At 62.5% G+C, this 24,812-nt stretch carries 22 protein-coding genes; 1 reads left to right on the forward strand and 21 read right to left on the reverse strand.

Going from position 1 to position 24,812, the window contains the following annotated elements:
* The 19 genes from rpmC to D9V34_RS03500 all read right to left on the reverse strand — a co-directional run bounded on the left by rpmC (position 1) and on the right by D9V34_RS03500 (position 15,592).
* Positions 1-321, reverse strand: coding sequence for a 50S ribosomal protein L29 (gene rpmC, locus D9V34_RS03415; protein WP_030147995.1), 321 nt, complete (start codon positions 319-321; stop codon positions 1-3).
* Positions 321-740 carry a 50S ribosomal protein L16 gene (gene rplP, locus D9V34_RS03420; protein WP_030147994.1) on the reverse strand — a complete coding sequence of 140 codons (420 nt, stop codon included), beginning with the start codon at positions 738-740 and terminating at the stop codon, positions 321-323. The genes rpmC and rplP overlap by 1 nt, the downstream gene beginning before the upstream one ends.
* Entirely contained in the window at positions 740-1,492 is a 753-nt protein-coding gene (gene rpsC, locus D9V34_RS03425; RefSeq protein ID WP_030147993.1) for a 30S ribosomal protein S3, read from the reverse strand. The genes rplP and rpsC overlap by 1 nt, the downstream gene beginning before the upstream one ends.
* On the reverse strand, positions 1,492-1,857 hold the full coding sequence (gene rplV, locus D9V34_RS03430) for a 50S ribosomal protein L22 (RefSeq protein WP_030147992.1): 366 nt from the start codon (positions 1,855-1,857) through the stop codon (positions 1,492-1,494). Before rplV ends, rpsC begins: the two co-directional genes overlap by 1 nt.
* Before the next feature lie 24 nt (positions 1,858-1,881).
* A complete protein-coding gene (gene rpsS, locus D9V34_RS03435) occupies positions 1,882-2,163 on the reverse strand; it encodes a 30S ribosomal protein S19 (RefSeq protein WP_030147991.1) in 282 nt (93 codons plus the stop codon).
* Between the two features lie 12 nt (positions 2,164-2,175).
* On the reverse strand, positions 2,176-3,015 hold the full coding sequence (gene rplB, locus D9V34_RS03440; RefSeq protein ID WP_030147990.1) for a 50S ribosomal protein L2: 840 nt from the start codon (positions 3,013-3,015) through the stop codon (positions 2,176-2,178).
* Between the two features lie 18 nt (positions 3,016-3,033).
* A complete protein-coding gene (gene rplW, locus D9V34_RS03445; RefSeq protein ID WP_030147989.1) occupies positions 3,034-3,336 on the reverse strand; it encodes a 50S ribosomal protein L23 in 303 nt (100 codons plus the stop codon).
* Positions 3,333-4,022: a 50S ribosomal protein L4 gene (gene rplD / locus D9V34_RS03450; RefSeq protein ID WP_030147988.1), complete on the reverse strand. Its 690-nt coding sequence runs from the start codon at positions 4,020-4,022 to the stop codon at positions 3,333-3,335. The genes rplW and rplD overlap by 4 nt, the downstream gene beginning before the upstream one ends.
* A gap of 5 nt (positions 4,023-4,027) precedes the next feature.
* A complete protein-coding gene (gene rplC, locus D9V34_RS03455; RefSeq protein ID WP_030147987.1) occupies positions 4,028-4,684 on the reverse strand; it encodes a 50S ribosomal protein L3 in 657 nt (218 codons plus the stop codon).
* Positions 4,685-4,692: 8 nt separating this feature from the next.
* Positions 4,693-5,001 (reverse strand): 30S ribosomal protein S10, encoded by a 309-nt coding sequence (gene rpsJ, locus D9V34_RS03460; RefSeq protein WP_030147986.1) that lies wholly within the window; start codon positions 4,999-5,001, stop codon positions 4,693-4,695.
* 539 nt (positions 5,002-5,540) lie between these two features.
* A complete protein-coding gene (locus tag D9V34_RS03465) occupies positions 5,541-5,756 on the reverse strand; it encodes an antitoxin (RefSeq protein ID WP_121687509.1) in 216 nt (71 codons plus the stop codon).
* A 140-nt stretch (positions 5,757-5,896) separates the two neighbouring features.
* Positions 5,897-8,161 (reverse strand): preprotein translocase subunit SecA, encoded by a 2,265-nt coding sequence (locus D9V34_RS03470; protein ID WP_183091827.1) that lies wholly within the window; start codon positions 8,159-8,161, stop codon positions 5,897-5,899.
* Positions 8,162-8,211: 50 nt separating this feature from the next.
* The gene (locus D9V34_RS03475; RefSeq protein WP_121687511.1) at positions 8,212-8,751 is read right to left on the reverse strand and encodes a hypothetical protein; all 540 of its coding nucleotides are present in this window, start codon (positions 8,749-8,751) and stop codon (positions 8,212-8,214) included.
* An 874-nt stretch (positions 8,752-9,625) separates the two neighbouring features.
* A complete protein-coding gene (locus D9V34_RS17430) occupies positions 9,626-9,928 on the reverse strand; it encodes a hypothetical protein (RefSeq protein ID WP_147441599.1) in 303 nt (100 codons plus the stop codon).
* 213 nt (positions 9,929-10,141) lie between these two features.
* Positions 10,142-11,335, reverse strand: coding sequence for an elongation factor Tu (gene tuf, locus D9V34_RS03480; RefSeq protein WP_030147981.1), 1,194 nt, complete (start codon positions 11,333-11,335; stop codon positions 10,142-10,144).
* Between the two features lie 158 nt (positions 11,336-11,493).
* A complete protein-coding gene (gene fusA, locus D9V34_RS03485; RefSeq protein ID WP_030147980.1) occupies positions 11,494-13,608 on the reverse strand; it encodes an elongation factor G in 2,115 nt (704 codons plus the stop codon).
* 96 nt (positions 13,609-13,704) lie between these two features.
* Positions 13,705-14,175, reverse strand: a complete 471-nt coding sequence (gene rpsG / locus D9V34_RS03490) for a 30S ribosomal protein S7 (RefSeq protein ID WP_030147979.1) — start codon at positions 14,173-14,175, stop codon at positions 13,705-13,707.
* On the reverse strand, positions 14,175-14,549 hold the full coding sequence (gene rpsL, locus D9V34_RS03495) for a 30S ribosomal protein S12 (protein ID WP_030147978.1): 375 nt from the start codon (positions 14,547-14,549) through the stop codon (positions 14,175-14,177). Before rpsL ends, rpsG begins: the two co-directional genes overlap by 1 nt.
* Before the next feature lie 404 nt (positions 14,550-14,953).
* Positions 14,954-15,592 (reverse strand): spermidine/putrescine ABC transporter substrate-binding protein, encoded by a 639-nt coding sequence (locus D9V34_RS03500; RefSeq protein WP_121687512.1) that lies wholly within the window; start codon positions 15,590-15,592, stop codon positions 14,954-14,956.
* A gap of 380 nt (positions 15,593-15,972) precedes the next feature.
* Here D9V34_RS03500 and D9V34_RS03505 point away from each other — a divergent pair, with 380 nt between their 5' ends.
* The gene (locus tag D9V34_RS03505) at positions 15,973-20,973 is read left to right on the forward strand and encodes a DUF7507 domain-containing protein (RefSeq protein WP_183091828.1); all 5,001 of its coding nucleotides are present in this window, start codon (positions 15,973-15,975) and stop codon (positions 20,971-20,973) included.
* Between the two features lie 87 nt (positions 20,974-21,060).
* On the opposite strand, the gene D9V34_RS03510 is transcribed toward D9V34_RS03505, so the two are convergent.
* Both D9V34_RS03510 and mgtA read right to left on the reverse strand, forming a co-directional pair.
* Positions 21,061-21,819 carry an MgtC/SapB family protein gene (locus D9V34_RS03510; RefSeq protein ID WP_121687514.1) on the reverse strand — a complete coding sequence of 253 codons (759 nt, stop codon included), beginning with the start codon at positions 21,817-21,819 and terminating at the stop codon, positions 21,061-21,063.
* Between the two features lie 119 nt (positions 21,820-21,938).
* Positions 21,939-24,689 (reverse strand): magnesium-translocating P-type ATPase, encoded by a 2,751-nt coding sequence (gene mgtA / locus D9V34_RS03515; RefSeq protein ID WP_121687515.1) that lies wholly within the window; start codon positions 24,687-24,689, stop codon positions 21,939-21,941.
* Positions 24,690-24,812 lie beyond the last annotated feature (123 nt).

Below are 24,812 nucleotides of genomic sequence, written 5' to 3' on the forward strand. Positions count from 1 at the left end.
CTAGGCCTCCTTCGTGTCGGCGACCTCGGCCTCAGCGGCCTCGGTCTTCTTGCTCTTCTTGGCGGCAGCCTTCTTGGGGGCAGCCTCCACCGGAGCCGGAGTGGCCCGAATACCCAGCTCGCGCTCGCGGATCACCGTGTAAATACGGGCGATGTCGCGACGCACGGCGCGCAGGCGTCCATGGGTCTCCAGCTGACCGGTAGCGGACTGGAAGCGCAGGTTGAAGAGTTCTTCCTTTGCCTTCCGCAGCTCGTCTACCAGTCGTTCGTTTTCAAAAGTGTCGAGCTCGCTCGGGGTGAGCTCCTTGGAACCGATCGCCATTATGCGTCGCCCTCCTCGCGCTTGATGATGCGTGCCTTGAGGGGCAGCTTGTGGATTGCACGGGTGAGTGCCTCGCGGGCCAGGGTCTCGGGGACTCCAGCAACCTCGAAGAGCACGCGGCCCGGCTTGACGTTGGCGACCCACCACTCGGGCGAACCCTTACCGGAACCCATGCGGGTTTCGGCGGGCTTCTTGGTCAGCGGACGGTCGGGGTAGATGTTGATCCACACCTTTCCACCACGCTTGATGTGACGGGTCATGGCGATACGAGCGGACTCGATCTGACGGTTGGTCACGTAAGCGGGGGTCAGAGCCTGGATGCCATACTCGCCGAAGCTTACGGTGGTGCCACCGGTAGCGTGACCGGTCCGGTGCGGACGGTGCTGCTTACGGTGCTTTACACGACGGGGAATCAACATTAGGCGCTAGCTCCTTCTGCCACCGGCGCCTCAGCAGCGCGCGGGGCGCGACGGGGCCGGTCGTTACGCTCGTTGCGGCCCTTGGTGTTGGCCTGCTCGCGAGCGAGTTCCTTGTTGGTGATGTCACCCTTGTAGATCCAGACCTTAACGCCGATCCGACCAAAGGTGGTCTTGGCCTCGTAGAAGCCGTAGTCGATGTTCGCACGAAGGGTGTGCAGCGGCACGCGACCCTCGCGGTAGAACTCCGAACGGCTCATCTCGGCGCCGCCCAGACGACCCGACACCTGGATGCGAACACCCTTGGCGCCGGCGCGCTGTGCGCCCTGCAGGCCCTTACGCATTGCGCGGCGGAAGGCCACACGTGCGGTGAGCTGCTCAGCGATACCCTGAGCAACCAGCTGAGCGTCGGCCTCGGGGTTCTTGACCTCGAGGATGTTCAGCTGGATCTGCTTGCCGGTGAGCTTCTCCAGGTCGGCGCGGATGCGCTCGGCCTCGGCTCCACGGCGACCGATGACGATACCCGGACGTGCGGTGTGGATGTCCACCCGTACACGGTCGCGAGTGCGCTCGATCTCAATCTTCGAAACGCCTGCGCGGTCGAGGGAGGTCTGCAGCGAGCTGCGGATCTTCACGTCCTCGGCTACGTAGTCGGCGTAACGCTGGCCCGGCTTGGTGCTGTCGGCAAACCAACGCGACACGTGGTCGGTGGTGATGCCCAGGCGGAAGCCGTAAGGGTTTACTTTCTGACCCATTACTTCGTACCCTCCTCAGGAGTGGCGAGCACAACAGTGATGTGGCTGGTGCGCTTCTTGATCTGGAAAGCGCGACCCTGAGCACGAGGCTGGAAACGCTTGAGCGTGGTCCCCTCGTCTACATATGCGCTCTTGATGTACAGGTCGGCCTCGTCCAGGAACAGGTTGTCCTTGTCGGCCTTCACCCGGGCGTTAGCCATGGCGGATGCGACGAGCTTGTAAATCGGCTCGGATGCACCCTGCTGTGCGAACTTCAGGATAGCGAGGGCCTCAACGGCCTGCTTTCCACGCACCAGGTTGATAACGCGACGGGCCTTCATGGGGGTGACGCGGATGTGTCGCACGCGTGCGATTGACTCCACCATTATTTCCTCCTAATCGTCGCCGCCTTAGCGGCGACGGCCCTTCTTGTCGTCCTTCACGTGACCGCGGAAGGTACGAGTCGGGGCGAACTCGCCCAGCTTGTGACCGACCATGGTCTCGGTGACGAACACCGGGATGTGCTTGCGACCGTCGTGTACCGCGATGGTGTGACCCAGCATGGCGGGAACGATCATCGAACGGCGCGACCAGGTCTTGATCACGTTCTGGCTCTTGGCCTCGTTCTGCTTGACGACCTTGCGAAGCAGGTGATCGTCAACGAAGGGGCCCTTCTTAAGACTGCGTGGCATCTTCTACGTCCTCTACTTACGCTTCTTACCGACGGTACGGCGACGAACAATGAGCTTGTCGCTTTCCTTGTTGGGGCGACGGGTACGGCCTTCCTTCTGGCCCCAGGGGGACACAGGGTGACGACCACCGGAGGTCTTACCCTCACCACCACCGTGCGGGTGGTCAACCGGGTTCATGGCAACACCACGGACGGTCGGACGGATACCGCGCCAGCGGTTACGTCCAGCCTTACCCCAGTTGATGTTCGACTGCTCGGCGTTTCCGACCTCACCAATGGTGGCGCGGCAGCGAGCGTCAACGTTGCGGATTTCACCCGAGGGCAGACGCAGCTGCACGTAGGGGCCATCCTTGGCGACGAGACGAACCGAAGCACCAGCGGAGCGAGCCATCTTGGCGCCGCCACCGGGGCGGAGCTCAATGTTGTGGATCACGGTACCGGTGGGGATGTTCTTCATCGGCAGGTTGTTACCGGGCTTGATGTCAGCGCCGGCACCCGACTCGACGATGTCGCCCTGCTTCAGCTTGTCCGGAGCGATGATGTAACGCTTGGTTCCGTCAACGAAGTGCAGCAGCGCGATACGTGCGGTGCGGTTGGGGTCGTACTCGATGTGAGCGACGCGAGCGTTCACGCCGTCCTTGTCGTTACGACGGAAGTCGATCACGCGGTACTGGCGCTTGTGGCCACCACCGATGTGACGGGTCGTGATGCGACCCTGGTTGTTACGTCCACCGGTCTTCGACAGGGGGCGCAGCAGCGACTTTTCGGGGGTCGAACGGGTGATTTCGGCGAAGTCCGAAACGCTCGATCCACGACGACCCGGGGTCGTCGGCTTGTACTTGCGAATAGCCATAATTATTCCTTATGCTCCCTAGCCGACAGCGGTGAAGATGTCGATGGAACCGGACTTGAGCGTGACGATCGCGCGCTTGGTGTCCTTGCGCTTGCCCAGACCGAAGCGGGTACGACGAGTCTTACCCTTACGGTTCAGGGTCGAGATCGATGCAACCTGCACATCGAAGATCTTCTCGATCGCGAGCTTGATCTCGGTCTTGTTCGAACGGGGGTCAACCTCGAAGGTGTACTTGCCCTCGTCGATCAGAGCGTAGCTCTTCTCGGAGACAACCGGAGCCAGAATGACGTCGCGGGGGTCCTTGTTTACGATGATGCTCATGCGGAGACCTCCTCGGTCACCTCGGCCGACGAAGCCACGGACTTAGCCGACTTGCCTGCCACCGGACCGGCGACGAAAGCGTCGAAGGCACCCTTGGTGAAAACGATGTCGTCGGAGACGAGCACGTCGTAGGCGTTCAGCTGATCCGGGTGGATCACGTGGACCTCGGGGATGTTGCGAACGGACAGAGCGCCGACCTCGTCGTTGCGCTCAATAACGATGAGCACGTGACGCGAGGAAGCAATGGTGTCCAGGTAGGTAGCGGCGACCTTGGTCGACGGGGTCTCGCTCAGTGCGAGGGTCGACACAACGTGCAGACGCTCACCGCGGGCCCGGTCGGACAGTGCACCGCGCAGGGCGGCAGCAATCATCTTCTTGGGGGTGCGCTGTGCGTAGTCACGCGGGGTCGGTCCGTGGACGATTCCACCGCCAACCATCTGAGGAGCACGGATCGAGCCCTGACGAGCGCGACCGGTTCCCTTCTGCTTGAACGGCTTGCGGCCGGCGCCGGAGCGCTCTCCGCGGGTCTTGGTGCTGTGGGTACCCTGACGTGCGGCAGCAAGCTGCGCGACGACGACCTGGTGAATCAGCGGGACGTTGGTAACGACGTCGAAGATCTCGGCGGGAAGCTCTACAGCCTCTGCCTTCTTGCCCTTCGCGTCCAGAACGTCAATCTTGGTAGCCATGGAAATTAGGCTCCCTTCACGGCGGTGCGGACGAATACGAGACGACCACGCGCACCGGGAACCGCGCCCTTAACGAGCAGGAGACCCTTCTCGGCGTCGATGGCGTGGACGTGCAGGTTCAGAACCGTAACACGCTCACCACCCATCCGGCCGGCCATGCGCTGGCCCTTGAAAACGCGACCCGGGGTGGACGCGCCACCGATCGAACCGGGCTTACGGTGGTTGCGGTGGGCACCGTGCGATGCCGGAGCGCCGCCGAAGCCGTGGCGCTTCATCACACCGGCGAAACCCTTACCCTTAGAGGTTCCAACGACGTCGACCTTCTGGCCGGCCTCGAAGGTTGCCTCAACGGTGAGCTCCTGGCCGAGAGCGTACTCAGCGGCGTCAGCGGTGCGCACCTCGGTGAGGTGACGGCGCGGGGTAACCCCGGCCTTCTCGAAGTGACCTGCGTCGGGCTTGTTCACCTTGCGCGGGTCGATCTGACCGGCAGCGATCTGCACGGCAGCGTATCCATCTACCTCGAGGTTGCGCACCTGGGTGACAACGTTCGGAGCGATTTCGATAACGGTAACGGGTACGAGCTTGTTGTTCTCGTCCCACACCTGAGTCATGCCGAGCTTGGTGCCGAGCAGACCCTTAACGGTCTTGTTCTGCGTAACCATGATTGCCCCTACAGCTTGATCTCGATGTTGACGTCCGCCGGCAGGTCGAGACGCATCAGCGAATCAACGGCCTTGGGGGTCGGGTCGACAATGTCAATCAGACGCTTGTGGGTGCGCATTTCAAAGTGCTCCCGGCTGTCCTTGTACTTGTGGGGAGAACGGATTACACAAACCACGTTCTTCTCGGTCGGCAGCGGCACGGGGCCAACTACGGTTGCGCCGGCACGGGTGACCGTGTCAACGATCTTGCGTGCCGAGGAGTCGATGACCTCGTGGTCATACGACTTAAGTCGAATGCGGATCTTCTGTCCCGCCATTAGTGACTCTCATTCTGTCTTGCGTCTTACGGTCTCCCGCATTGGACGCGCTTCATCACGGCTAGAGCTTTGCAGCTCCCCCGTGGGGTACTCCTAGGTGTCGCACCACTATTTCGCTATCAACGTGACCTACCGCGCGGCTTCGGTTTCCCGGTTCCGACGATGGGTTCCCCACCCCTGATTTTCGGCCGGCACCGAGGTGCCACCTGTTCGAGGAGTGGAGATTATGTTGTGTCTACCCGGACGTGGCCCGCGGCGTATGATTACTCACAATCCACAGACACGATCGGCCGGTTATTTCCCCGGACACAGCTGTGCCCCAAGAAAAAGTCGAACCTCTCGATTCTGGCAGAGACGGGCGCTTTATGCAACCCGCGCGTGTCGGATTGTCAGCCTTGATTTCATGCGGCAGAACGGGGCGCCCGCCCTTACAACACGCCCGGGATGCAAATACCTCCTCCGAGGCCTCCCCCGAACACAAAAATTCGGGGCTCGATGCGTGTGCATCGAACCCCGAATTCGGTGGTTTGGGCGGCGTGCTACTCGTTGCCGATGTGCTTGTCCGCGGCGTCGCGGGCCGACTGCACCTGGTCGGCAAACTTGCCGCCGGTGACCTTATTGGCCAGGTCCGAGGCGCCGTCCAGCACCTTGTCACTGATCTCCTCGGCCTTTTCGCTGTGGATCGCATCGTTAATCGCCGCCGCGTTGTCGCCAACGAGGCCCTTGGCCTTGTTCACCAGATCATCCAGTCCCATTGCACTTCCCCTTATATTCGCGAGCAGCCGCGAAAGTGGCGGCGTGCGATTATTCTCGCGCGCACCCGCTCGACACACAACCGCTCCACTGGCCCCCGTTCGGGGCTGCCTGCTGCGGCACCGCGAGGCTCGGCCCCGACTCATCCATCACTCCTGGCTCGATCCCGGCGCGCGCCACGCGCACGAAGGTTGGTGATAAACCGCCCCAGGGTGCTCCCATACGGATCACTTTCAAGAAGATAGGTCCAAATGGAAGGGTCGGTCGCGGGCGAGCCTGAGTACGTTGTTGCGTATCCATCCGAGATGTCGGAGTCGGCCCATCTGGCCCTGTCCCGCACAGACTTCCAATATCGCTCAAACATGCCGCCGAGGATGAGGTTGTATTGTGCGAGCGGGCTTTTCCCTTCCAAGGCGAAAAGATGTGCGCTATCTCGGATAACACTCACCTCCGCCAAATACGCACTCCACTCAAGATCGAGGCACCGCAGGAGAACGCGCGGATCGACAGGGTCATGTGTGAAATGCTCTGAGCTGTGTGCTGCGGTCCGGGACATGTATCGATCAAATGCCTCGCAACGCCCCAGCAAAAGTTCCTCGCGAACCAGCAGGATCACGGCTCTCTGCTCGGCCAAGAGTCGTCCATATGCGATCACATCTCGATGCCGGTCGAGATGCCGATACTCGCTGGCACGTTGCGCCGCGACTATCGCGGCTCGGCCCGCGCGTCCGCCCGCCGATTCCCGATCAACCTCGGCTCGGGACAAGAGGCTCTTCGGTGCAAAAGCTTGAACCTGCGGATCTTCCAGGCTCAGTATTGACCGGGTACATCCAGCGTCCCCTCGCCGTCCGGCACGCCCACGGAGTTGAGCATCGATCCGTCGTGATTGATATCGGGTCAATGCGATGACCAGCAAGCCACCATGTTCGAGTACTCGCTGTCGCTCTTCGGGATCGCCACCGCCCAGAACGATATCCGCGCCTCGTCCCGAGATTTGGGTAGAAATGGTCAGTCTGCCCTCCTTCCCGGCTTGCCCAATAACGCTGGCTTCTTCGGAGTCGTTGCGCGCATTGAGCACAACCGGGGTCAGCCCAACTGCGCGCAACCGCTGTCCAAGCCACTCCGATTCAGGGATACTCGCGGTTCCAATTAAGACCGGCTGCCCTCGTTCCAGGGCGAGCTTTACTATTCTCACGCAGGCTTCAAACTGCTCGTCAGCGGTACGAAAAATCAGATCTGGTTGATCGACCCGTACGATGGGCTTCTCCGGCTCTATCCGCGTAACGGGCATTCCAAAATGATCCATCAGGTCTAAGGCCACCAGGCGAAGGGTGCCACTCATCCCTACCGGTCGCGTGTAGGCACTGATAACGCCGTGAACCGACATCGTGTCGAGCACGGTGCCCGTGCGGCTCAGGGTCACACCTTCTTTGGACTCGACTGCCAATTGCAGCCCATCCGGGTAGCGATGCTGATGCGCGATTCTGCCGAGCGCGGTATTAATGAGCTCGATGCGGCCGGCCCGAACGAGATAGTCCCTCCCCCGCTCGAGTATTGCCACCGCACTAAGCGCTGCGTGCACATGCGCAAGGATGTCTCGCGCGTCATCACGATAGAGATTTGCCACTCCCAACAGTGTCTCAATCTCGTGGATCCCCTGATCGGTGAGTACGACACCGGTTTTGTCCAGGGCGATTCGATAGTGGACAACATCTTGTAGGCCGGCGATGACCCCTGTCACATCATGAATGAGGCTCGTCGGGGTGATGTTATCCCGAGCAATGACAAGAGGCGAGGCTCCGGCATCAATAATGAGTGCGTCGGCCTCATCAAGGATGACCGCATCGCAAACGGGCTGAACCCTGGTCTCGACTCGCTCGGCGACCCTGTCCCGCAGGAGGTCATACCCAATCTCATGTAGGGGCGCATAAACCACATCTTTAAGATATGCGGCTACTCGCCCCCGGTACGAAGTGAGCGAGGATATGTGTGCCGAACTAATCCCCAGGAACCTAAACAGCGCGACCATGCTCGCAAAATCCCGCGCCGCCAAGTAGTCGTTTGTTGTCAAAATGTGGACACCATGTCCTCGGGCAAACATCGCGCAGGCGGTGAATGCACCGACGAGAGTCTTCCCCTCGCCGGTATCCAATTCGACGCTTACCCCGGCAACCATTGCGGCCGTTGCCGCAAGCTGCCCCTCGGAGGCTCGCACTCCCAGGACTCGCCGCGCAACTTCCCGCAGCACCGCCAGCTCAAATCCGGAGACCCCGGTAGAGAGCTCGTCGCCCCTGGTGAATCTACTGAAAGCTTGTTCGTGGAAAACCTCATGGTCCGTGTCGCGGAGCTGTTGCTCCCAGCGAGCAGCACCTCGGGCGAGATTAAGGAAGATACGCGCTGAACTCATCGGTCCGTCACTCGAGAGCCGTGACCGCAGTTCCGCGATTGCCTGAATTCTCATGGAGCGTCGCAATCGCGTCGATGCCACTGGGAGGTGAAGAGCACGCGCGGTTTCACATCGTCGGAACTGTGACCGGGGTCAAGCACAATCATGAATTGGATCTGGGTTGTGCCTCGGGTGTAGCTCAGGTGATTCGATACCAAATTGAGAACGGCGAGATAACTCGGCACCGACTGCAGCGTCGACAAGCTTGTACCGAGCTGGGCAGTGATGAGGAGTTCTTGACAGGTATCAAATAGGGCCTTCTCCGCGCGTTGTCCGGGGTTATAGAGACAGTGCCACCAGCGAAAACCTTGATATTGCACCGCGGACGTCCATACCGTTTCTGTATCGTCATCGTCTTTCTCCCTTTTCAGCAGGTAAAAGTCGGAGTTCGCGGGCCGCGGGGCGAAAAAAGTCCAGACGGGCGTGAACGTGGAAAGCGGATCAAATATCCTCACGACCGGGCGCATGCGCGGAAACTGTTGCAGCACCGTCATCAAAGCCCAAGCGATCGACAACGCCACCACGACGAGCTGTCTGTTGTGCCGCTTCATCGTTTACGCCTACGTTGGCGAGCCGCTGTGAACCCCTGCGCCGTGAATTCGATTGCCGGGTGAAAAGCGAGAAAAGCCCAAAAGAACCGGTTCAACCCCATAAAGTATGCAATTCCAAGGTGGAGGGTGAGCATCGCTAGAAAGTACGCTCTTCTAACTCGGGACGGCAAAAACAGGACGGTTGCTGCTAAGGTTTCCGCGGCGATAACTGTCCACGCTGCGATGAGTCGAAGAATCGAATGTGATTCTAAGAATCTAAAGAGCTGCGCGTGCCCATAGTTCACGGTTCGCAGCGAATCGGACAGCGCGGTTCCCCGTCGCCAAGACGATGACGCCAGCTTCGATACTCCGGATACGGAATACGCAAAGAGACCGTGCAGTCCCAGGGCATAACCGATCCGAGTTTGAACAACGCCTTTGGAGCCCCCATGCTCCGCGATTGTGAGTAGGAGCTGCACAACTATGGTGGCGTGATCCGAACCGTCTCTCCCGAGCGCACCTACCCGCGTATTCTGTCGCACAAGTGCCATAAGCTGGACGGTCCGTAACCCGCGCGTCAGGAAAGTTTGACGCGAAGCCAAAGACAACACGGGAGCAATCGCGAGCGTCGCCCAATTTGCGACCCGGTCGCCGCCCGGACCCATGATCGAATCCATTCCGGGGATCTCGGCAAGTCGTGGAGACCTCCTCCGCATCACCGGCCACGCGAGCAGCCCGGATTCCACCTTTCGCCCTGCCGGCGACATTTGCTCGACTGAGCCGAGCGCGATACAGAGCTGCGACAAACGCGATACATGGCTGAGCATCCTGCGTGCCGTGGGCTCGCATGTTTGCCCTTTTCTCCGAGGGTTTCCCCCCTCCACTCGCCTCATCATCAGGTCGCCTCGTTCAGCCCTCGATGGGTCGTGGCAAGAATCTCTGCGTAGCTCGCCCCGGCGCTGACTGCAGCTGCTTCCGTGAACGCACGTTTCGTGTTGCGTCGCGGCACCGGTGGTTGCCCGCCCTTGGATGGCATACCCATCGCCTGGCAAAATACAAATGCCGCGAGGGGGAGCACCGTGAGCGGCGTACTCATCGTGGGGATTCCGTCCTCGCCCTGTGTATCCGGTTGCAGCCCCAGCACATCATTGTTGCTTTCGTTTGCCGCGAATTCAACGCGATCCGTATGTTTTGTCATTCCAAACCTCCCAGTGTGTCTGCCCGGCGACTCACCGGATTTCCTCACGGTAGGCCGAAGAGTTGGACCTTGACTGACGAGACAACTGTGATTGGTTGAGAATTCGGATTGAGCGGGGTGAGATTCGGGGGGGCCGAGAATCACAAAACCCCCGCAGACCGAAGTCTGCGGGGGTGTTGTTTAGCTAGTCGCTAGATCAGAAAGTAACCGAAATTACTTGGTGATCGAGGTGACGGTACCAGCACCAACGGTGCGGCCACCCTCACGGATTGCGAAGCCGAGGCCCTCTTCCATGGCGATGGGCTGGATCAGCTCAACGGTCATGTCCACGGTGTCACCGGGGAGAACCAGCTCGACACCCTCGGGGAGGGTGATGACGCCGGTCACGTCGGTGGTGCGGAAGTAGAACTGCGGGCGGTAGTTCGCGTAGAACGGGTTGTGACGGCCACCCTCATCCTTGGACAGGATGTAGGCGGTGCCCTCGAAGTTGGTGTGCGGGGTAACCGAACCCGGCTTCACGATAACCTGACCGCGCTCTACGTCTTCGCGCTTGGTACCGCGGAGCAGCAGACCACAGTTCTCGCCGGCCCATGCCTCGTCGAGCTGCTTGTGGAACATCTCGATACCAGTCACGGTGGTCTTGACGGTCGGACGCAGTCCAACGATCTCAACCTCGGAGTTGATGGCGAGGGTTCCACGCTCGGCGCGGCCGGTCACAACGGTTCCACGACCGGTGATGGTGAAGACGTCCTCAACGGGCATCAGGAAGGGCTTGTCGCGGTCACGAACCGGGTCCGGAATGTTCTCGTCAACAGCCTTCATGAGCTCGAGGATCTGGCCGACCCACTTCTCGTCGCCCTCGAGGGCCTTCAGAGCCGAAACGCGCACGACCGGAGCGTCGTCGCCATCGAAGCTCTGGCTGGAGAGCAGCTCGCGAACCTCGAGCTCAACGAGCTCCAGGATCTCCTCGTCCTCAACCATGTCGGACTTGTTCAGTGCGACGAGCAGGTAGGGAACACCAACCTGCTTGGCGAGCAGAACGTGCTCACGGGTCTGAGCCATCGGACCGTCGGTAGCGGCAACCACGAGGATTGCGCCATCCATCTGAGCGGCACCGGTGATCATGTTCTTGATGTAGTCGGCGTGACCCGGGGCGTCAACGTGTGCGTAGTGACGCTTCTCGGTCTCGTACTCCACGTGGGAGATGTTGATCGTGATACCACGCTGACGCTCCTCGGGAGCGGAGTCGATGGTAGCGAAGTCGCGCTGAACGTTGGTTGCCGACGGGTAGGTGTCAGCCAGAACCTTCGAGATGGCCGCGGTAAGGGTGGTCTTACCGTGGTCAACGTGACCGATGGTTCCGATGTTTACGTGCGGCTTGGTCCGCTCGAACTTGGCCTTAGCCACTGGGTCCTCCTCAGGACTTGTGCAATGTGTTCACGCGCTGGATTGCACGCGGCACACCACAGGGATTGTCAATATATGTTACTAGGTTTCGCCGGTGTCCCGGCGCGTCGTCGCAAATGTAGCGTAGGTCAGCGACGACGCGCCAGGCAGCGCAGGGGCTATTCGCCCTGGTTCTTCTGAATGATCTCCTCGGCAACAGCCTTGGGGACCTCAGCATAGCTTTCGAAAGTCATCGAGTAGACGGCGCGACCCGAGGTCTTCGAGCGCAGGTCACCGACGTATCCGAACATCTCCGAAAGCGGAACAGCGGCGCGAATAACCTTCACACCGGAGGCGTCCTCCATCGAAGAAATCTGTCCACGACGAGAGTTCAGGTCACCAATAACGTCACCCATGTACTCTTCGGGGGTACGGACCTCAACGGCCATGAGCGGCTCGAGCAGGACGGGGTTCGCCTTGCGCAGAGCCTCCTTCATACCCATCGAGCCCGCAATCTTGAACGCCATCTCCGAGGAGTCGACGTCGTGCGCGGCACCGTCAAGCAGGTTCGCCTTGACACCCACGACGGGGTAGCCGGCGAGCACACCAACCTGAAGCGCATCCTTGAATCCGGCGTCAACCGAGGGGATGTACTCGCGAGGAATACGGCCACCGGTGACCTTGTTGTCGAACTCGTAGATGGTGTCCTCGGTGACCTCGATCGGCTCGATGCCGAACTGGATCTTCGCGAACTGACCGGATCCACCGGTCTGCTTCTTGTGGGTGTAGTCGTGCTTGTCAACCGTGCGACGGATGGTCTCACGGAAGGCAACCTGGGGCTTACCCACGTTGGCCTCAACCTTGAACTCGCGCTTCATACGGTCAACGAGGATGTCCAGGTGAAGCTCACCCATACCCTTGATGACGGTCTGACCGGTCTCCTGGTTGAGCTCAACCCGGAAGGTCGGGTCCTCTTCAGCCAGCTTCTGGATAGCGGTACCGAGCTTCTCCTGGTCGGCCTTGGTCTTGGGCTCAATAGCAACCTCAATGACGGGCTCGGGGAAGGTCATCGACTCCAGAACAACCTGGTTGTTCGGGTCGGTCAGGGTGTCACCGGTGGTGGTGTCCTTCAGACCGATCACGGCGTAGATGTGACCGGCGGTAACGCGGTCAACGGGGAGCTCCTTGTTGGCCTGCATCTGGAAGATCTTTCCGATGCGCTCCTTCTTGCCCTTGGTGGCGTTGTAGATGCCCTCACCGGATTCAGCCGAACCCGAGTAGACACGTACGTAGGTCAGACGACCGAAGAAGGGGTGCACGGCAACCTTGAAGGCCAGAGCCGCGAAGGGCTCCGAGGCGTCGGGCTTGCGCTCGATGATGACCTCTTCGTCGCGCACGTCGCGAGCCTCGATGGCTCCAACGTCCAGCGGCGAGGGGAGGTAGTCAACAACGGCGTCCAGCATCGGCTGCACACCACGGTTCTTGAAGGCCGAGCCACACAGAACCGGGTAGATCTCCGAGTTAACGGTGAGCTTACGGATCGCGCCCTTGATCTCGGCGATGGTCAGCTCTTCGCCGCCGAAGTACTTCTCCATGAGGGCGTCGTCGGTCTCGGCGACGGTCTCCAGCAGAGCGGTGCGGTATTCCGCAGCCTTCTCCTTGAGGTCCTCGGGGATCTCCTCAGTGGCGTACTTGGCGCCCATCTGAACGTCACCCTTTGCGTCTCCGCGCCAGGTCTTAGCGTTCATCTCGACGAGGTCAACAACACCCTCGAACTCGCTCTCGGAGCCGATGGGCAGCTGGATAACCAGCGGCTTGGCACCCAGGCGGTTGACGATGGTGTCTACGGTGAAGTAGAAGTCAGCACCCAGCTTGTCCATCTTGTTGACGAAGCAGATACGCGGAACGTTGTACTTGTCAGCCTGACGCCACACGGTCTCGGACTGGGGCTCAACGCCCTCCTTGCCGTCGAACACGGCGACGGCGCCGTCGAGGACGCGGAGCGAACGCTCTACCTCAACGGTGAAGTCAACGTGACCGGGGGTGTCGATGATGTTGATCTGGTTCTTGTTCCAGAAACAGGTCACGGCGGCAGACGTGATCGTGATGCCGCGCTCCTGCTCCTGCTCCATCCAGTCGGTGGTGGCACCGCCGTCGTGGGTCTCACCGATCTTGTGGTTCACACCGGTGTAGAAAAGGATGCGCTCGGTCGTAGTGGTCTTACCGGCATCGATGTGCGCCATGATGCCAATGTTGCGGACCTTGTTCAGGTCGGTGAGCACGTCAAGTGCCACGGGTTCCTCCGATATTTAGTAGGTCGGGAAGCCGAACTCGGGCCCATCCACGGGCGGACAGGAAAAAATCCTGCCCGCCCGCGAATGGAACTCTCGCTACCAGCGGTAGTGAGCGAATGCCCGGTTCGACTCGGCCATCTTGTGGGTGTCTTCACGACGCTTCACAGCGGCGCCCAGACCATTCGATGCATCCAGAATCTCGTTGGTGAGACGCTCGATGATCGTCTTCTCGCGGCGGCCCTTGGCGTAGGACACGAGCCAGCGCAGTGCGAGAGTGTTGGCACGGTGAGGCTTAACCTCAACCGGCACCTGGTAGGTCGAACCACCAACACGACGGCTGCGAACCTCAAGGGTCGGGCGCACGTTGTCGAGCGCCTTCTTCAGGGTCACAACGGCGTCCTGGCCGTTCTTGGCGGAAACGGCAGCCAGTGCGTCGTACACGATGCGCTCGGCGAGGGACTTCTTACCATCGACGAGGATCTTGTTTACGAGCTGGCTGACGATCGGAGCGCCGTATACCGGATCGGCAACGACGGGGCGCTTCGGAGCGGGTCCCTTACGAGGCATTACTTCTTCTCCTTCTTGGCGCCGTAGCGGCTACGAGCCTGCTTGCGGTTCTTCACTGCCTGAGTGTCGAGAGCGCCGCGAACGATCTTGTAACGCACACCGGGGAGGTCCTTAACACGACCGCCGCGCACGAGCACCATCGAGTGCTCCTGCAGGTTGTGGCCCTCGCCGGGAATGTAGGCGGTGACCTCGGTGCCGTTGGAGAGCTTCACACGAGCGACCTTACGCATCGCCGAGTTCGGCTTCTTCGGGGTGGTGGTGTACACACGGGTGCAAACACCACGCTGCTGGGGATTGGCCTTCAGAGCGGGAGCCTTGGTCTTAGTGACCTTCGGCGTACGCCCCTTCCGGACCAACTGCTGAATAGTTGGCACTACTTCTCCTTGTTTGTGCTGCACGGTGACAGCAATGACATGTTTTTAGCATTGACCACTCCGAGACGAGTCCCGAGGCGGTATCTACATGTTCGTCCGTTCCGATTGCTCGGCTCGGTCTCATATGACCCACCAGTCCGCCAAAGTGGCCGGACCATAAACCGTGGGTATGCCGTGGGGGTCATCTATCGAAACAGATGCACCCGAGTGTGTGACATAACGACGTAAATTCCCTCAAAATCCGGGGATTTTTTCGAGCAGGCACGCCAAAACGCACACCCACCAATCTTATGCCCTCCGAAGGCTGCGGTCAAACGGGGTTTCGCGCGTGATTCCGCCGGAACACCCCTCGCGCCGCGGTGAGGGACACGCCCGAGTTGCCGGGACCGCCCTCGAGCGCACGGTCAGCCCGAGAGCGGCGGGAAGTCAAGCTCGCGCTGAAGGTCCGCTAGGAGTGCCTGCACCTGTGGTTCCACATAGCGGGCGAGCACCCCACGAATCTCCTGCTGATGTCCATCGAGGGCGCGAGAAATCAGCGTGGTCGCGTGCTGCCCGCACTCATCGGCCAGTCGAATCTCGGTACGCAGGGCAGCCTTGGCCTCCTCGCTCAGCGGCGGGGGCGCGGGCACATCACGGGCGCTCTGGCGCGCGAGCCCCTCGATGGTAAAGAGAAAGGGTGCACCCGGTTCCGGCTCGGGATCCAGCGGCAGACCTTCAAACTCGGGGTCCAAACCCTCCTGCGGCCGATAGGCAACCCGGGCACGATCCTCGGCGTGGCTCAACTCGGCGGAGAGGGTGGGGAGGTTGCGATCCGTATAGGAGGCAACCTCGGCATCGGTGATGCGCTTTAGCCGCGTGGCGAGCGCATGCCCCACCGCGTGGGGCACATCGGCGTCGAGCCCGGCATGCCGCAGCAGCGGCGAACCGAGACACAGCCGACACGGCCGGGTGCGCGCACGCGAATCCCCGGGCTGCCAGCGCGGAACCCAGCGACCCCAGGAGCGCACGGCGGCGGCCACCCGGTCCTCCAGCGTCCGATCCATACGGCGAGCGTAACCCGCGTTCGCTCGCGATACCAGGGGGACCGGAAATTCAATGCGAATCCCCTACACCACGCGGCCTGATTATTGTCCGGAAAATCCACCACCGTTCTCCCGTTGCGCCATTCCACCACCACTTGAGCGACAGCATCGGCTGGTCCGACGCACGGTCAAAGCGGACTTCGGAAAAACCCTGATCATTTGCACATTTGTTATCCGCGAACGGGTGCCATACAATCCGCGCCAACTCCCTGTTCGCGAGTCGAAAACTTGTTATTTTTTCCCGCATGACCAACCCCATAAATCTCCACACTGACGACCCCTCGCCGGGTTTGCGTAAACGCACACCCCGCCTCCTCGCCGCAACACTCTCGACCCTCCTCGTGGTCGGCAGCATTATCGCCCTCGACGCCGGGGCCGCCCAGGCCGCAGGCACGCCGGCCGGCACCTTTACCGATGCCGCGCTCACGATCGATGACGATGGCACCTCCCCCGTCCCCGGGGACGACGCGATCGACGATGGCAAGGTCGCACTGCGCAATGGCGTCTCGCTGACGTGGCGGGTAAACCTGCACGAGCTTGAGAACGGCACCATGACGCAGACCCTCCCGCCGAACTGGAGCTGGGACCCCACGTCATTCAAATCCGCCGGGCTGGACAACCCCACCGGCGTCGGAGGATACACCTCCACCTACGAACTTTCCGACGCCAACCGCACGCTGACCCTGAACCTCAGCGGCGGCAACGGGGCCAACGGTGCACTGAACGTGGTGTTCCCGCGACTGCGTGCGATCGTGACCGATCGCGCCGAGCAGCCCGAGAGCAAGCGCTATACCCCGGAGCTGAGCATTACCGATGCCACCGGCACCCGGGTTGCCCCCACCACCAGCAAGGTCAAGACCCTCGACGTGGTCGCCCAGTCCCGCGCCTACATCGTGATGGACTACAACGGTGCCACGAGCGCAGCCGGTGGCGTGGATGCCGAGTTCGACTTCGGCAACGGACCCGAAAAGGCACTGCGTAACCACCTGGCATTCCGCATCATCAGCGCGGTCGGGCTGGGCGATCGCCCGCTCCAGATGGGCGACAACATCAACCTCACGACCCCGCTGACCCTCACGATTGACGGTCAGCCGTGGAGCGGGCCGTTTGGATTCGATAAGTACGTGGATGAGAACGGCACCGCAACCAGCACGGTCTCCGGCACCGACCCGCGCACCATGAATATCCGGTTCGATACCGCCGGAAAAACCACCAACCGGTTCGATACCAACACCTACGTGTATATCCCGCGACGCCTGGCCCCAAACCTGAACGACAAGGATCAGAAGCCGCTGCTGCTCACCGTCGCCCCCACCGCTACGGGCACCTGGAAAGATGCGGCCGGCAACACCATCACCGACATCACCGGCCCCGGAGCCACCAAGCGTTCGGTGCAGTTCTATCACACCGATGGGCGACCCGGCGGAGACGAGAGCGTAGCCCAGGACTGGGCTCACGATCTGTACAGCCCCGATGGCAGCAAGGTCTTGGACGACGTACGGACGCTGCCGGGTCTGGAGTATAAGACCCGGACCGCCTACCGCCCGCGTGCATCGCGTGCCGCGGGGACCACCGACCAGTGGCAGGCGCAGGCTGATAGCGCTATCAATCTCTTCACACTGTGGAATCCCAAGGACACCGAGTTCCGCGATCCCTCAAAAATCCAGGTGAATACCCCCCTCGGAGACCTGGTGGAGGGCACCGATTACCGGCTGTCGTACACCACCGACGTTGTGCCCGATCCCAGCCGTCCGGGGAACCCGGCGGGGCTGAGCTGGACCGAGCGTTCGGCCTATCAGGGCAAGCTCAGTGACGTGGCCGGTGTCCGGTTCGAATGGATCGGAAACAACGGCATCTATGCCCCCGCACCGACGGAAAACTACAGGAACTTCACGATTCAGGTATTTGTGCCGTTGAACCTCACCCGCGCGCTGGCCGAGCTGGGCAGCACCCTGGATGACGCCACCGTGCGTCACGTGGGTGCCGTGAACATCTCGACCCGCAACGCCGACGGAAGCGATTCCCTCTACTACTCTCGCAACGTCAGCCGTCAGCTCTACGTGCGCCTGGCCGATGCCTACATCAACCTGGGTGCCACCGGGTTCAACCTCGATGGGAAGCCCGCGACCCCCGAGCGTCGCAACATCGTCGCCGGCGAAACCGTGCGCTACACCGTCGCTCCGGGTAACCGCTACCTGGCACAGGGACTGAACGACACCAACGCGATCATTAAGAACGCCAAGATTGAGGTCTGCTTCCCCGAGAACACCGTGGGCTACTCGGCCAAGGATATCGATACCAAGCTCTGGAACGTCACCTACTTCCCCGAGAATAAGTGCCAGACCGTGCCCGGGATGTCATCCAATAAGGGTGGCCTGGTTGTCACCCCGAAGTTTGACATGCGTGCCGATCAGCCCATCCCCGCCTTCACGGTAGATATTGAAACCTCGATCGTTCCCACCAAGAACGGCGGCGGCGCGTTCCGTCTGCACGCCGGTTTCTGGGGTGACGGCCTAGGCCAGGATGCCAACTATGGCAATACCGCGGCCCTCGCCTACGTGGACATGTGGGGCAACGCTCCGGCGATCGCCCAGTATGAGGTGAGCAACAGCGCCCCGGTCATCGCGCCCGGGGATGATGCGGAGTTCCGTCTCTCGTGGCTCAACTATCAGCCCGGCCCCTCGGGGGCCGCGAGCTTCGTCGCTGTCCTCCCCACCAACGGCGATCAGAGCGGAACCCGGGTCAACGGCCCGCTCTCACTGTCCACTGCGACCCTCAACGCGAACGCGGGAACCGGATCGGTCCTGGAACTCACCACCGATGCGAGCATCCGTGAGACCACTCAGTCCACCGCCCCCGCCGAGAAAATCGACTGGACGCCCTATGACCAGGCAACCGCGGATCAGGTCACCCAGGCAACCGCGCTGCGCGTATCGGTAGGCACCCTGACCGTGGGCACCGACGGCATCGGAAGCCTCGATGTACGCCTCGATGCGCCGCAGTCTCGTGCCGGTGACAGTATTCGCCTCGGCGCAAACGGGGTCACCAACCTCGGCAATGCGGCGTTTGAGACCAAACTCGCCGGGGGAACCCCGAGCGAGGTGAAGGTCGCCGACACCGGCATCACCGGAAGCGTCTGGAACGACCAGAACGGCGACGGAACGCGCACCGCCGGAGAGCCCGGCCTCGCCGATGTCCGGGTGAACCTGCTGGATACCACCGGTGCTCCGATCCTCGGTGCCGACGGAACCCCGCGCTCGGTGCAGACCGATGCCAACGGTTCCTACCGGGTCACCGGCCTAGCAACCGCCAGCTATCGGCTGGGCGTAGACACCTCGACGCTTCCCGCGGGCGAGGACTGGGCCTTTACCAGCGGCGTCGGTGAACCCATCTCCGACCCGATCCCGGTGATCATCGGAAACACCGTGGCGGATGCCGATTTCGGCTTCCAGTCGCAGACCCCGACGCTCTCCTTCACCAAGTCAGGCGCGGCTCCGGCCACCGTCGCCGCGGGGAACCCGATCGAGTACACCTTCACCCTGACCAACACCGGCTCGGTCGATGTTTCTCAGGTGACCATCGATGATGCGCTCCCGGGTGTCAGCGCCCCGCGCGTCGATGCCTGGCCGGATCCGGCCCGGCCGGGAACCCTCCCGGTGGGAGCCTCGCTCTCGGCGAGTGCCACTTACCCGATCACCCAGGCCGATATCGATGCCGGATCGGTGCTCAACACCGCCGTCGCCTCGGGCACCAGCCCCGGGGGAAAGAACGTCACCGAAAAGGCCTCGGCCACGGTTCTGCTCTCGGGTACCTCGGCGCTGGGGATGACCCTGCGCGGTTCGGTTGCCGCGGGCGATCAGAAGCCCGGTGACACGGTCTCATATGACTACGCGATCACCAACAACGGCAATCAGACGCTGACGGATCTCGACATCGCCTCGGAGCTGCCCGGAATCTCGGCCATCACGCCGGGAACCTGGCCCGGTAAGACCGGCGTACTGGCCCCGGGCGAAACGGTCACCGCGACCGCGACCCTGGCGCTGACTCAGCAGCAGATCGATGCGGGTATCGTGACCAACGCTAGCTCGGCAACGGCCAAGAACCCGGCCGGAACCACGGTTCGGGCCGCCGCCTCGGTAGATGTTGCCCTGTCCTCAACCGGTGCCCTCGACATCACCGCCGCCGGTAGCGTTCCCTCGGGAGTCGCCGCCGCCGGTGAGGACGTGGAGTACAAGGTTGCGTTCACCAACACCGGTGGAAACACGCTGACCGGCGTGGTTCTGGACCCGGCATCGTCCTGGGCTTCGGTCCCGCACATCATCACCTGGCCCACCCCGGCCAATCCCGGTGTGCTGAAGCCCGGCGAGCAGGCCACGGTCACCTTCGTCACCCAGCTGACGCAGAAGCAGGTGGATGCGGGCTCGGTGACCTCCGATCCGTTCACCGTGACCGGAACCGACCCGCGCGGCACCGAGCGGACCGCAACCACCACGGCCACCATCGTGCTCACTCCGGTGACCACGGTTGATCTGGCCGCAACCGGCACCCTTGAGGGTGACCCGGCGGAGGGCAGCACCGCGGCCTACGACACCGTCATCACCAACACCGGTGCCACCACGCTCACCGAAACCGAGCTGACCTCGGATCTCACCGGTCTCGGTGACTTCGAGTTCGACAACGCGGCGGACCCGGCCTCGGCCGGAGTTCTGGCCCCGGGGGCCTCGGTGAATGCGCGGGCAAAAATCGCGCTGACCCAGGATCACGTGGATGCGGGCAAGATCGTCAACACCATGACGGCTCGTTCGAAAACCGCAGGCAAGGCCACGGCGGAGTCCTCCGCCAGCGTGACCCTGCTGCTCCCGGTGCAGCGGACCGTGGTCTTTGCCAAGACCGCGACGCTCTCGTCCGATGGGTCGAAGATCAACTACGCGTTCACGCTGAAGAACACCGGAAACGTGACGCTGAAGAAGGTCACCGTGAGTGACCCGATGACCGCGCTGGGTACGCTCAGCTACGTCTGGCCGGGAACCGCGGGCACGCTGCTGCCGGGTCAGACCGTGACCGCCACCGCCGCCTATTCGATCACCGATGCCAACCGTGGCACCACCGTGGTCAATGTGGCGACGGCAACGGGGACCGATCCGACCGGAACCGCGCTCTCGGCCAAGGCCACGGCCACGCTCGCGATCGCGAAGCTCCCCAAGGACCCGGGCGACATCCTGTCGCTCACCGGTGCCGGCGGAGTGCCGCTGTTCTCGGCGGTGCTGAGTGTGTTCCTGTTGGCGGGTGCCGGACTCCTGTTCTGGAATCGGCGTCGTCGCACCGGAACCGACCTCGGCTAGTCCGAACGGTTCGCGGTAACCACCACGCGGGGTGTGTCCTTGGGACACACCCCGCGTGTGTTTTCCCGGCCCCTTGGAGTTGGTGCCCTAATCGGTTTCGGCCATCTCCTCGGCGCTCCAGCGCACGGCGGTCACCGCGGGGGTGCGGATCACCTCGGCGATGGCCTCCTCAATTTCGCGGTCGTTGCGCTCATCCGAGCGAATCATCGCGGTGATGCGCACCCCCGCATCATCGGGCAGGTCCAGCGCGTCGATCGAGAGCACCGTGAACTCGGGGCGGTGGACCGCGTCAAACACCAGCGAGCGTACGGCCCCCTCGGCATCCACCGGGCAGTACACCTCGAACCGGTACTCGGCGGCCGGGTGCTCGCGTCCCTCCTCACCGCGGCGACGATCGAGGGCACGGCCGAGCGGACGCAGCAGGGTGTTGGCCAGCATGATCGCCGCCGCTCCCCCAAGCGCCACCAGGTAGAGCCCGCCCCCGGCGAGCGCGCCCACCGCCGCCGAAGCCCAGAGAGTCGCGGCGGTGTTGAGCCCGGAGATCGTGGCACCCTGCTTCATGATCACCCCGGCACCGAGGAAACCAATGCCCGAGACGATCTGGGCGGCCACCCGGGTGGGATCGGCGTCGGGACCGTTGAAGCTAAACGCCCCCATCACCACAAACAGGGCGGCACCGAGGCTCACCAGGGCGTTGGTGCGCACCCCGGCGGTGCGCGCACGCCACTGCCGTTCAAATCCGATGGCCGCCCCGAGGAACGCGCCGATCCCCACGCGCAGGGCCAGATCGACCGGCGAACCGGACACGATGCCGAAGAATTCTGGGGTCAGGGTGGTGATGGTCATGAGGGTCTCCGATCGAGGCGGACGCGGGGTGACCGCGCCAGGAAGCATAGGTGCGGCCGGTGTCGCGTGGGTAAACACGCGGCACCGGCCGACAGGGGTTTCAGGAAGGAATCTGCCGGTTAGATCCAGGAGTTGAAGCGGCGGATGAAGCGGCGCTTGGCCAGCTGTACCACCACACAGTAGGCGGCCAGGGTGGCGATCAGCCAGGGGAAGTAGGTCCAGGGCAGCGGCACCAGGCCGAGGCTCTGACCCCATCCGATAAAGGGCAGTACCAGACCAAAGACACACACGGCGCCGGTGGCCAGCAGCACCGAGAGGCTGGCCCGCGACTGGATGAAGGGGAGCTTCCGGGTACGCAGCAGGTGCACGATCAGGGTCTGCGAGATGATCGACTCGATGAACCAGCCCGACTGGAACAGGGCGGCGTGCTCGGGGGTGTTCGCAGCGAAGACAAACCACATCAGGGCAAACGTGGTGATGTCAAAGATCGAGGAGAGCGGTCCGATCCGGATCATGAACCGGCTGAGGCTCTTGCTCTCCCAGGCGCGGGGCTTCTTCAGGTCCTCGGGGTCCACCTTGTCCCAGGGCAGGGTGAGCATCGAGAGGTCGTAGGTGAGGTTCTGGACCAGCACCACGATCGGGATCATCGGGATGAACGGCAGCAGGGCGCTGGCCACCAGGACCGAGAACATGTTGCCGAAGTTGGAGGAGGCGGTCATCGAGATGTACTTCATCGTGTTGATGAAGGTGCGGCGGCCCTCGATCATGCCCTGCTCAAGCACGGTGAGGTCCTTTTCCAGCAGGATGATGTCGGCCGATTCCTTGGCGATGTCCACCGCGGTGTCCACCGAGATACCCACATCCGCGGTGCGCAGGGCGGGGGCATCGTTGATACCGTCCCCCATAAAACCAACCGTGTGTCCGTGGGTGCGCATCGCCTCGACGATGCGGGCCTTCTGGGTCGGGGTGATCTTGGCAAAGATGGTGGTGGTTTCGGCAAGCTCACCCAGCTCGACCAGGGTCAGGTTCTCGATCTCGGGTCCGGTCACGATGGTGCCCACATCCAGCCCCACCTCACGGCCCACGGTTGCGGCCACCAGTGCGTTGTCGCCGGTGATGACCTTGACGGTGGTGCCGTGAGTCTGGATCTGACGGATCGCCTCGGCCGCGCTGGCCTTGGGCGGGTCGAGGAACGCGAGGAACCCAACCAGGGTCATGTTCTGCTCATCGGCCAGGGTGTACTCGGTCTCATCACCCTCGGGACCCACCTCGTCGATGGTCTTGATCGCGACGGCGAGCACCCGCAGCCCCAGCGCGTTCTGCTCGGCGACCAGGTCCTCGAGCTCCATCAGGCGCATGGCCGACAGTGGACGCTGCTCCATCCCGTGCAGCTCGGTGGTGCAGAGGCCCATGACCTCCTCGACCGCACCCTTGGTGATGATGGTGTGGGTGAACCCGTCCCCCACCACCACGGACATCCGGCGGCGCACAAAGTCGAAGGGCATCTCGTCGACATAGGTGTACTCGGCGGTGATCCGGTCCAGCTCGTCCTCGCCGGCGGCGGTCAGTACCGCGCCGTCCAGGAGGTTGCGCAGACCGGTCTGGAAGTGGGCATTGATCGCGCCGTAGCCGAGGGTCGACTCGCTGCTGCGGCCGTCCACGTCCAGGTGACGCTCAAGCACGATCCGGTCCTCGGTGAGGGTTCCGGTCTTGTCTGTGGCCAAGATGTCCATCGCCCCGAGGTTCTGGATCGAGTTCAGACGCTTGACGATCACCTTGTGCTTCGCCATGTGCTGGGCGCCCTTGGCGAGGTTCGCGGTGACGATCAGCGGGAGCATCTCCGGGGTCAGACCCACGGCGGTGGTCACACCAAAGAGCAGTGCCGTGGTCCAGTCCTTGGTCAGGCCGTTGATGATGAACACCACCGGGACCATGATCAGCATGAAGCGGATCAGGGTGAAGGACACCCGGCGGATACCCACATCAAACGCGGTCTCCGGTCGGGCCCCCACCAGGGTGCGGGCCATGGTGCCGAAGTAGGAGTTGTCGCCGGTGCCGATCACGATTGCGGTACCCGAGCCGGACACCACCGAGGTACCCATGAACCCCAGGTTCGGGGCGTCCAGGATGTCCGCGATCTGCACCTTCCGGGCGGCCTCGATGGTCTTCTCGGCGGGCAGGGCCTCACCGGTCAGCATGGCCTGGTTGAGCTGCAGGTCCTTGGTGCGCAGGAATCGCACATCGGCGGGCAGCATGTCGCCGGCGGCGAACTGCAGCACGTCGCCGGGGACCACGTCGGTGATCGGCAGCTCGCGGGTCACCGCGGTCCCGTCCACCAGGCGGGTCACCGCGGTGGTGGTGCGCACCATGGCAGAGAGCTTCTGCGCGGACTTGGCCGAGCGGTACTCCTGCCAGAAGCGCAGCACGGCCGAGACCAGCACCATGATGCTCACGGTGATCATGCCGGTGTAGTCGGGTCCGTCGGCCGGGTCGGCCATCCACACATCGGTCACCCACATCACGCCCACCAGGAACAGCAGGATCAGGATGAACGGGTTGAGGAAGGTCTTCAGGAACTGGACGATCGCGGGGGCCGGCTTGTCCCGACCGATCTCGTTGGCACCGAAGCGGTCGGTGCGCTCGCGCACCTGGTCCGGGGTCAGGCCGTTGAGGGTGCTCTGCTGGGCGAGGATGGTGGCCTCGGCCTCGCGGTGGGTGGCCAGCAGGAGCAGTTCCTGCTGCGCGGCGCTCAGCCCCTTGCCGGCGGTCTCGGTGAACCGGCGAGGGTTACGGGTGGGACGGGTGGGCGGCGGGGTTGCCGCCTCGAAGCTCGTGGTGGCCTCATCGAAGCCGCTGGTGGGGAAACGCATGATGAATCTCTTCTCAAACCGGCGAGATCGAATCCGGGCGCGACAATTACCGCCTCAATTGGGGAGACGAATCATCAACAAACACCGGTTACGAGGGCTCGCAACGGGACATAAACTCGCCCC

Origin of the sequence: Mycetocola lacteus, from assembly GCF_003667575.1 — a bacterium.
GTDB lineage: Bacteria > Actinomycetota > Actinomycetes > Actinomycetales > Microbacteriaceae > Mycetocola > Mycetocola lacteus.

Bases quoted from the DNA above. Each gene is read 5' to 3' on its own strand.
- rpsC (WP_030147993.1), bottom strand. From the start codon at position 1,492: ATGGGTCAGAAAGTAAACCCTTACGGCTTCCGCCTGGGCATCACCACC.
- rpmC (WP_030147995.1), bottom strand. From the start codon at position 321: ATGGCGATCGGTTCCAAGGAGCTCACCCCGAGCGAGCTCGACACTTTT.
- D9V34_RS03475 (WP_121687511.1), bottom strand. From the start codon at position 8,751: ATGAAGCGGCACAACAGACAGCTCGTCGTGGTGGCGTTGTCGATCGCT.
- rpsJ (WP_030147986.1), bottom strand. From the start codon at position 5,001: ATGGCGGGACAGAAGATCCGCATTCGACTTAAGTCGTATGACCACGAG.
- rplC (WP_030147987.1), bottom strand. From the start codon at position 4,684: ATGGTTACGCAGAACAAGACCGTTAAGGGTCTGCTCGGCACCAAGCTC.
- D9V34_RS03500 (WP_121687512.1), bottom strand. From the start codon at position 15,592: ATGGATCGGACGCTGGAGGACCGGGTGGCCGCCGCCGTGCGCTCCTGG.
- rplW (WP_030147989.1), bottom strand. From the start codon at position 3,336: ATGAGCATCATCGTAAACAAGGACCCCCGCGACGTCATTCTGGCTCCG.
- rplP (WP_030147994.1), bottom strand. From the start codon at position 740: ATGTTGATTCCCCGTCGTGTAAAGCACCGTAAGCAGCACCGTCCGCAC.
- rplD (WP_030147988.1), bottom strand. From the start codon at position 4,022: ATGGCTACCAAGATTGACGTTCTGGACGCGAAGGGCAAGAAGGCAGAG.
- rpsG (WP_030147979.1), bottom strand. From the start codon at position 14,175: ATGCCTCGTAAGGGACCCGCTCCGAAGCGCCCCGTCGTTGCCGATCCG.
- D9V34_RS03465 (WP_121687509.1), bottom strand. From the start codon at position 5,756: ATGGGACTGGATGATCTGGTGAACAAGGCCAAGGGCCTCGTTGGCGAC.
- mgtA (WP_121687515.1), bottom strand. From the start codon at position 24,689: ATGCGTTTCCCCACCAGCGGCTTCGATGAGGCCACCACGAGCTTCGAG.
- D9V34_RS03510 (WP_121687514.1), bottom strand. From the start codon at position 21,819: ATGACCATCACCACCCTGACCCCAGAATTCTTCGGCATCGTGTCCGGT.
- D9V34_RS17430 (WP_147441599.1), bottom strand. From the start codon at position 9,928: ATGACAAAACATACGGATCGCGTTGAATTCGCGGCAAACGAAAGCAAC.
- rplB (WP_030147990.1), bottom strand. From the start codon at position 3,015: ATGGCTATTCGCAAGTACAAGCCGACGACCCCGGGTCGTCGTGGATCG.
- D9V34_RS03470 (WP_183091827.1), bottom strand. From the start codon at position 8,161: ATGAGTTCAGCGCGTATCTTCCTTAATCTCGCCCGAGGTGCTGCTCGC.
- rpsS (WP_030147991.1), bottom strand. From the start codon at position 2,163: ATGCCACGCAGTCTTAAGAAGGGCCCCTTCGTTGACGATCACCTGCTT.
- rplV (WP_030147992.1), bottom strand. From the start codon at position 1,857: ATGGTGGAGTCAATCGCACGCGTGCGACACATCCGCGTCACCCCCATG.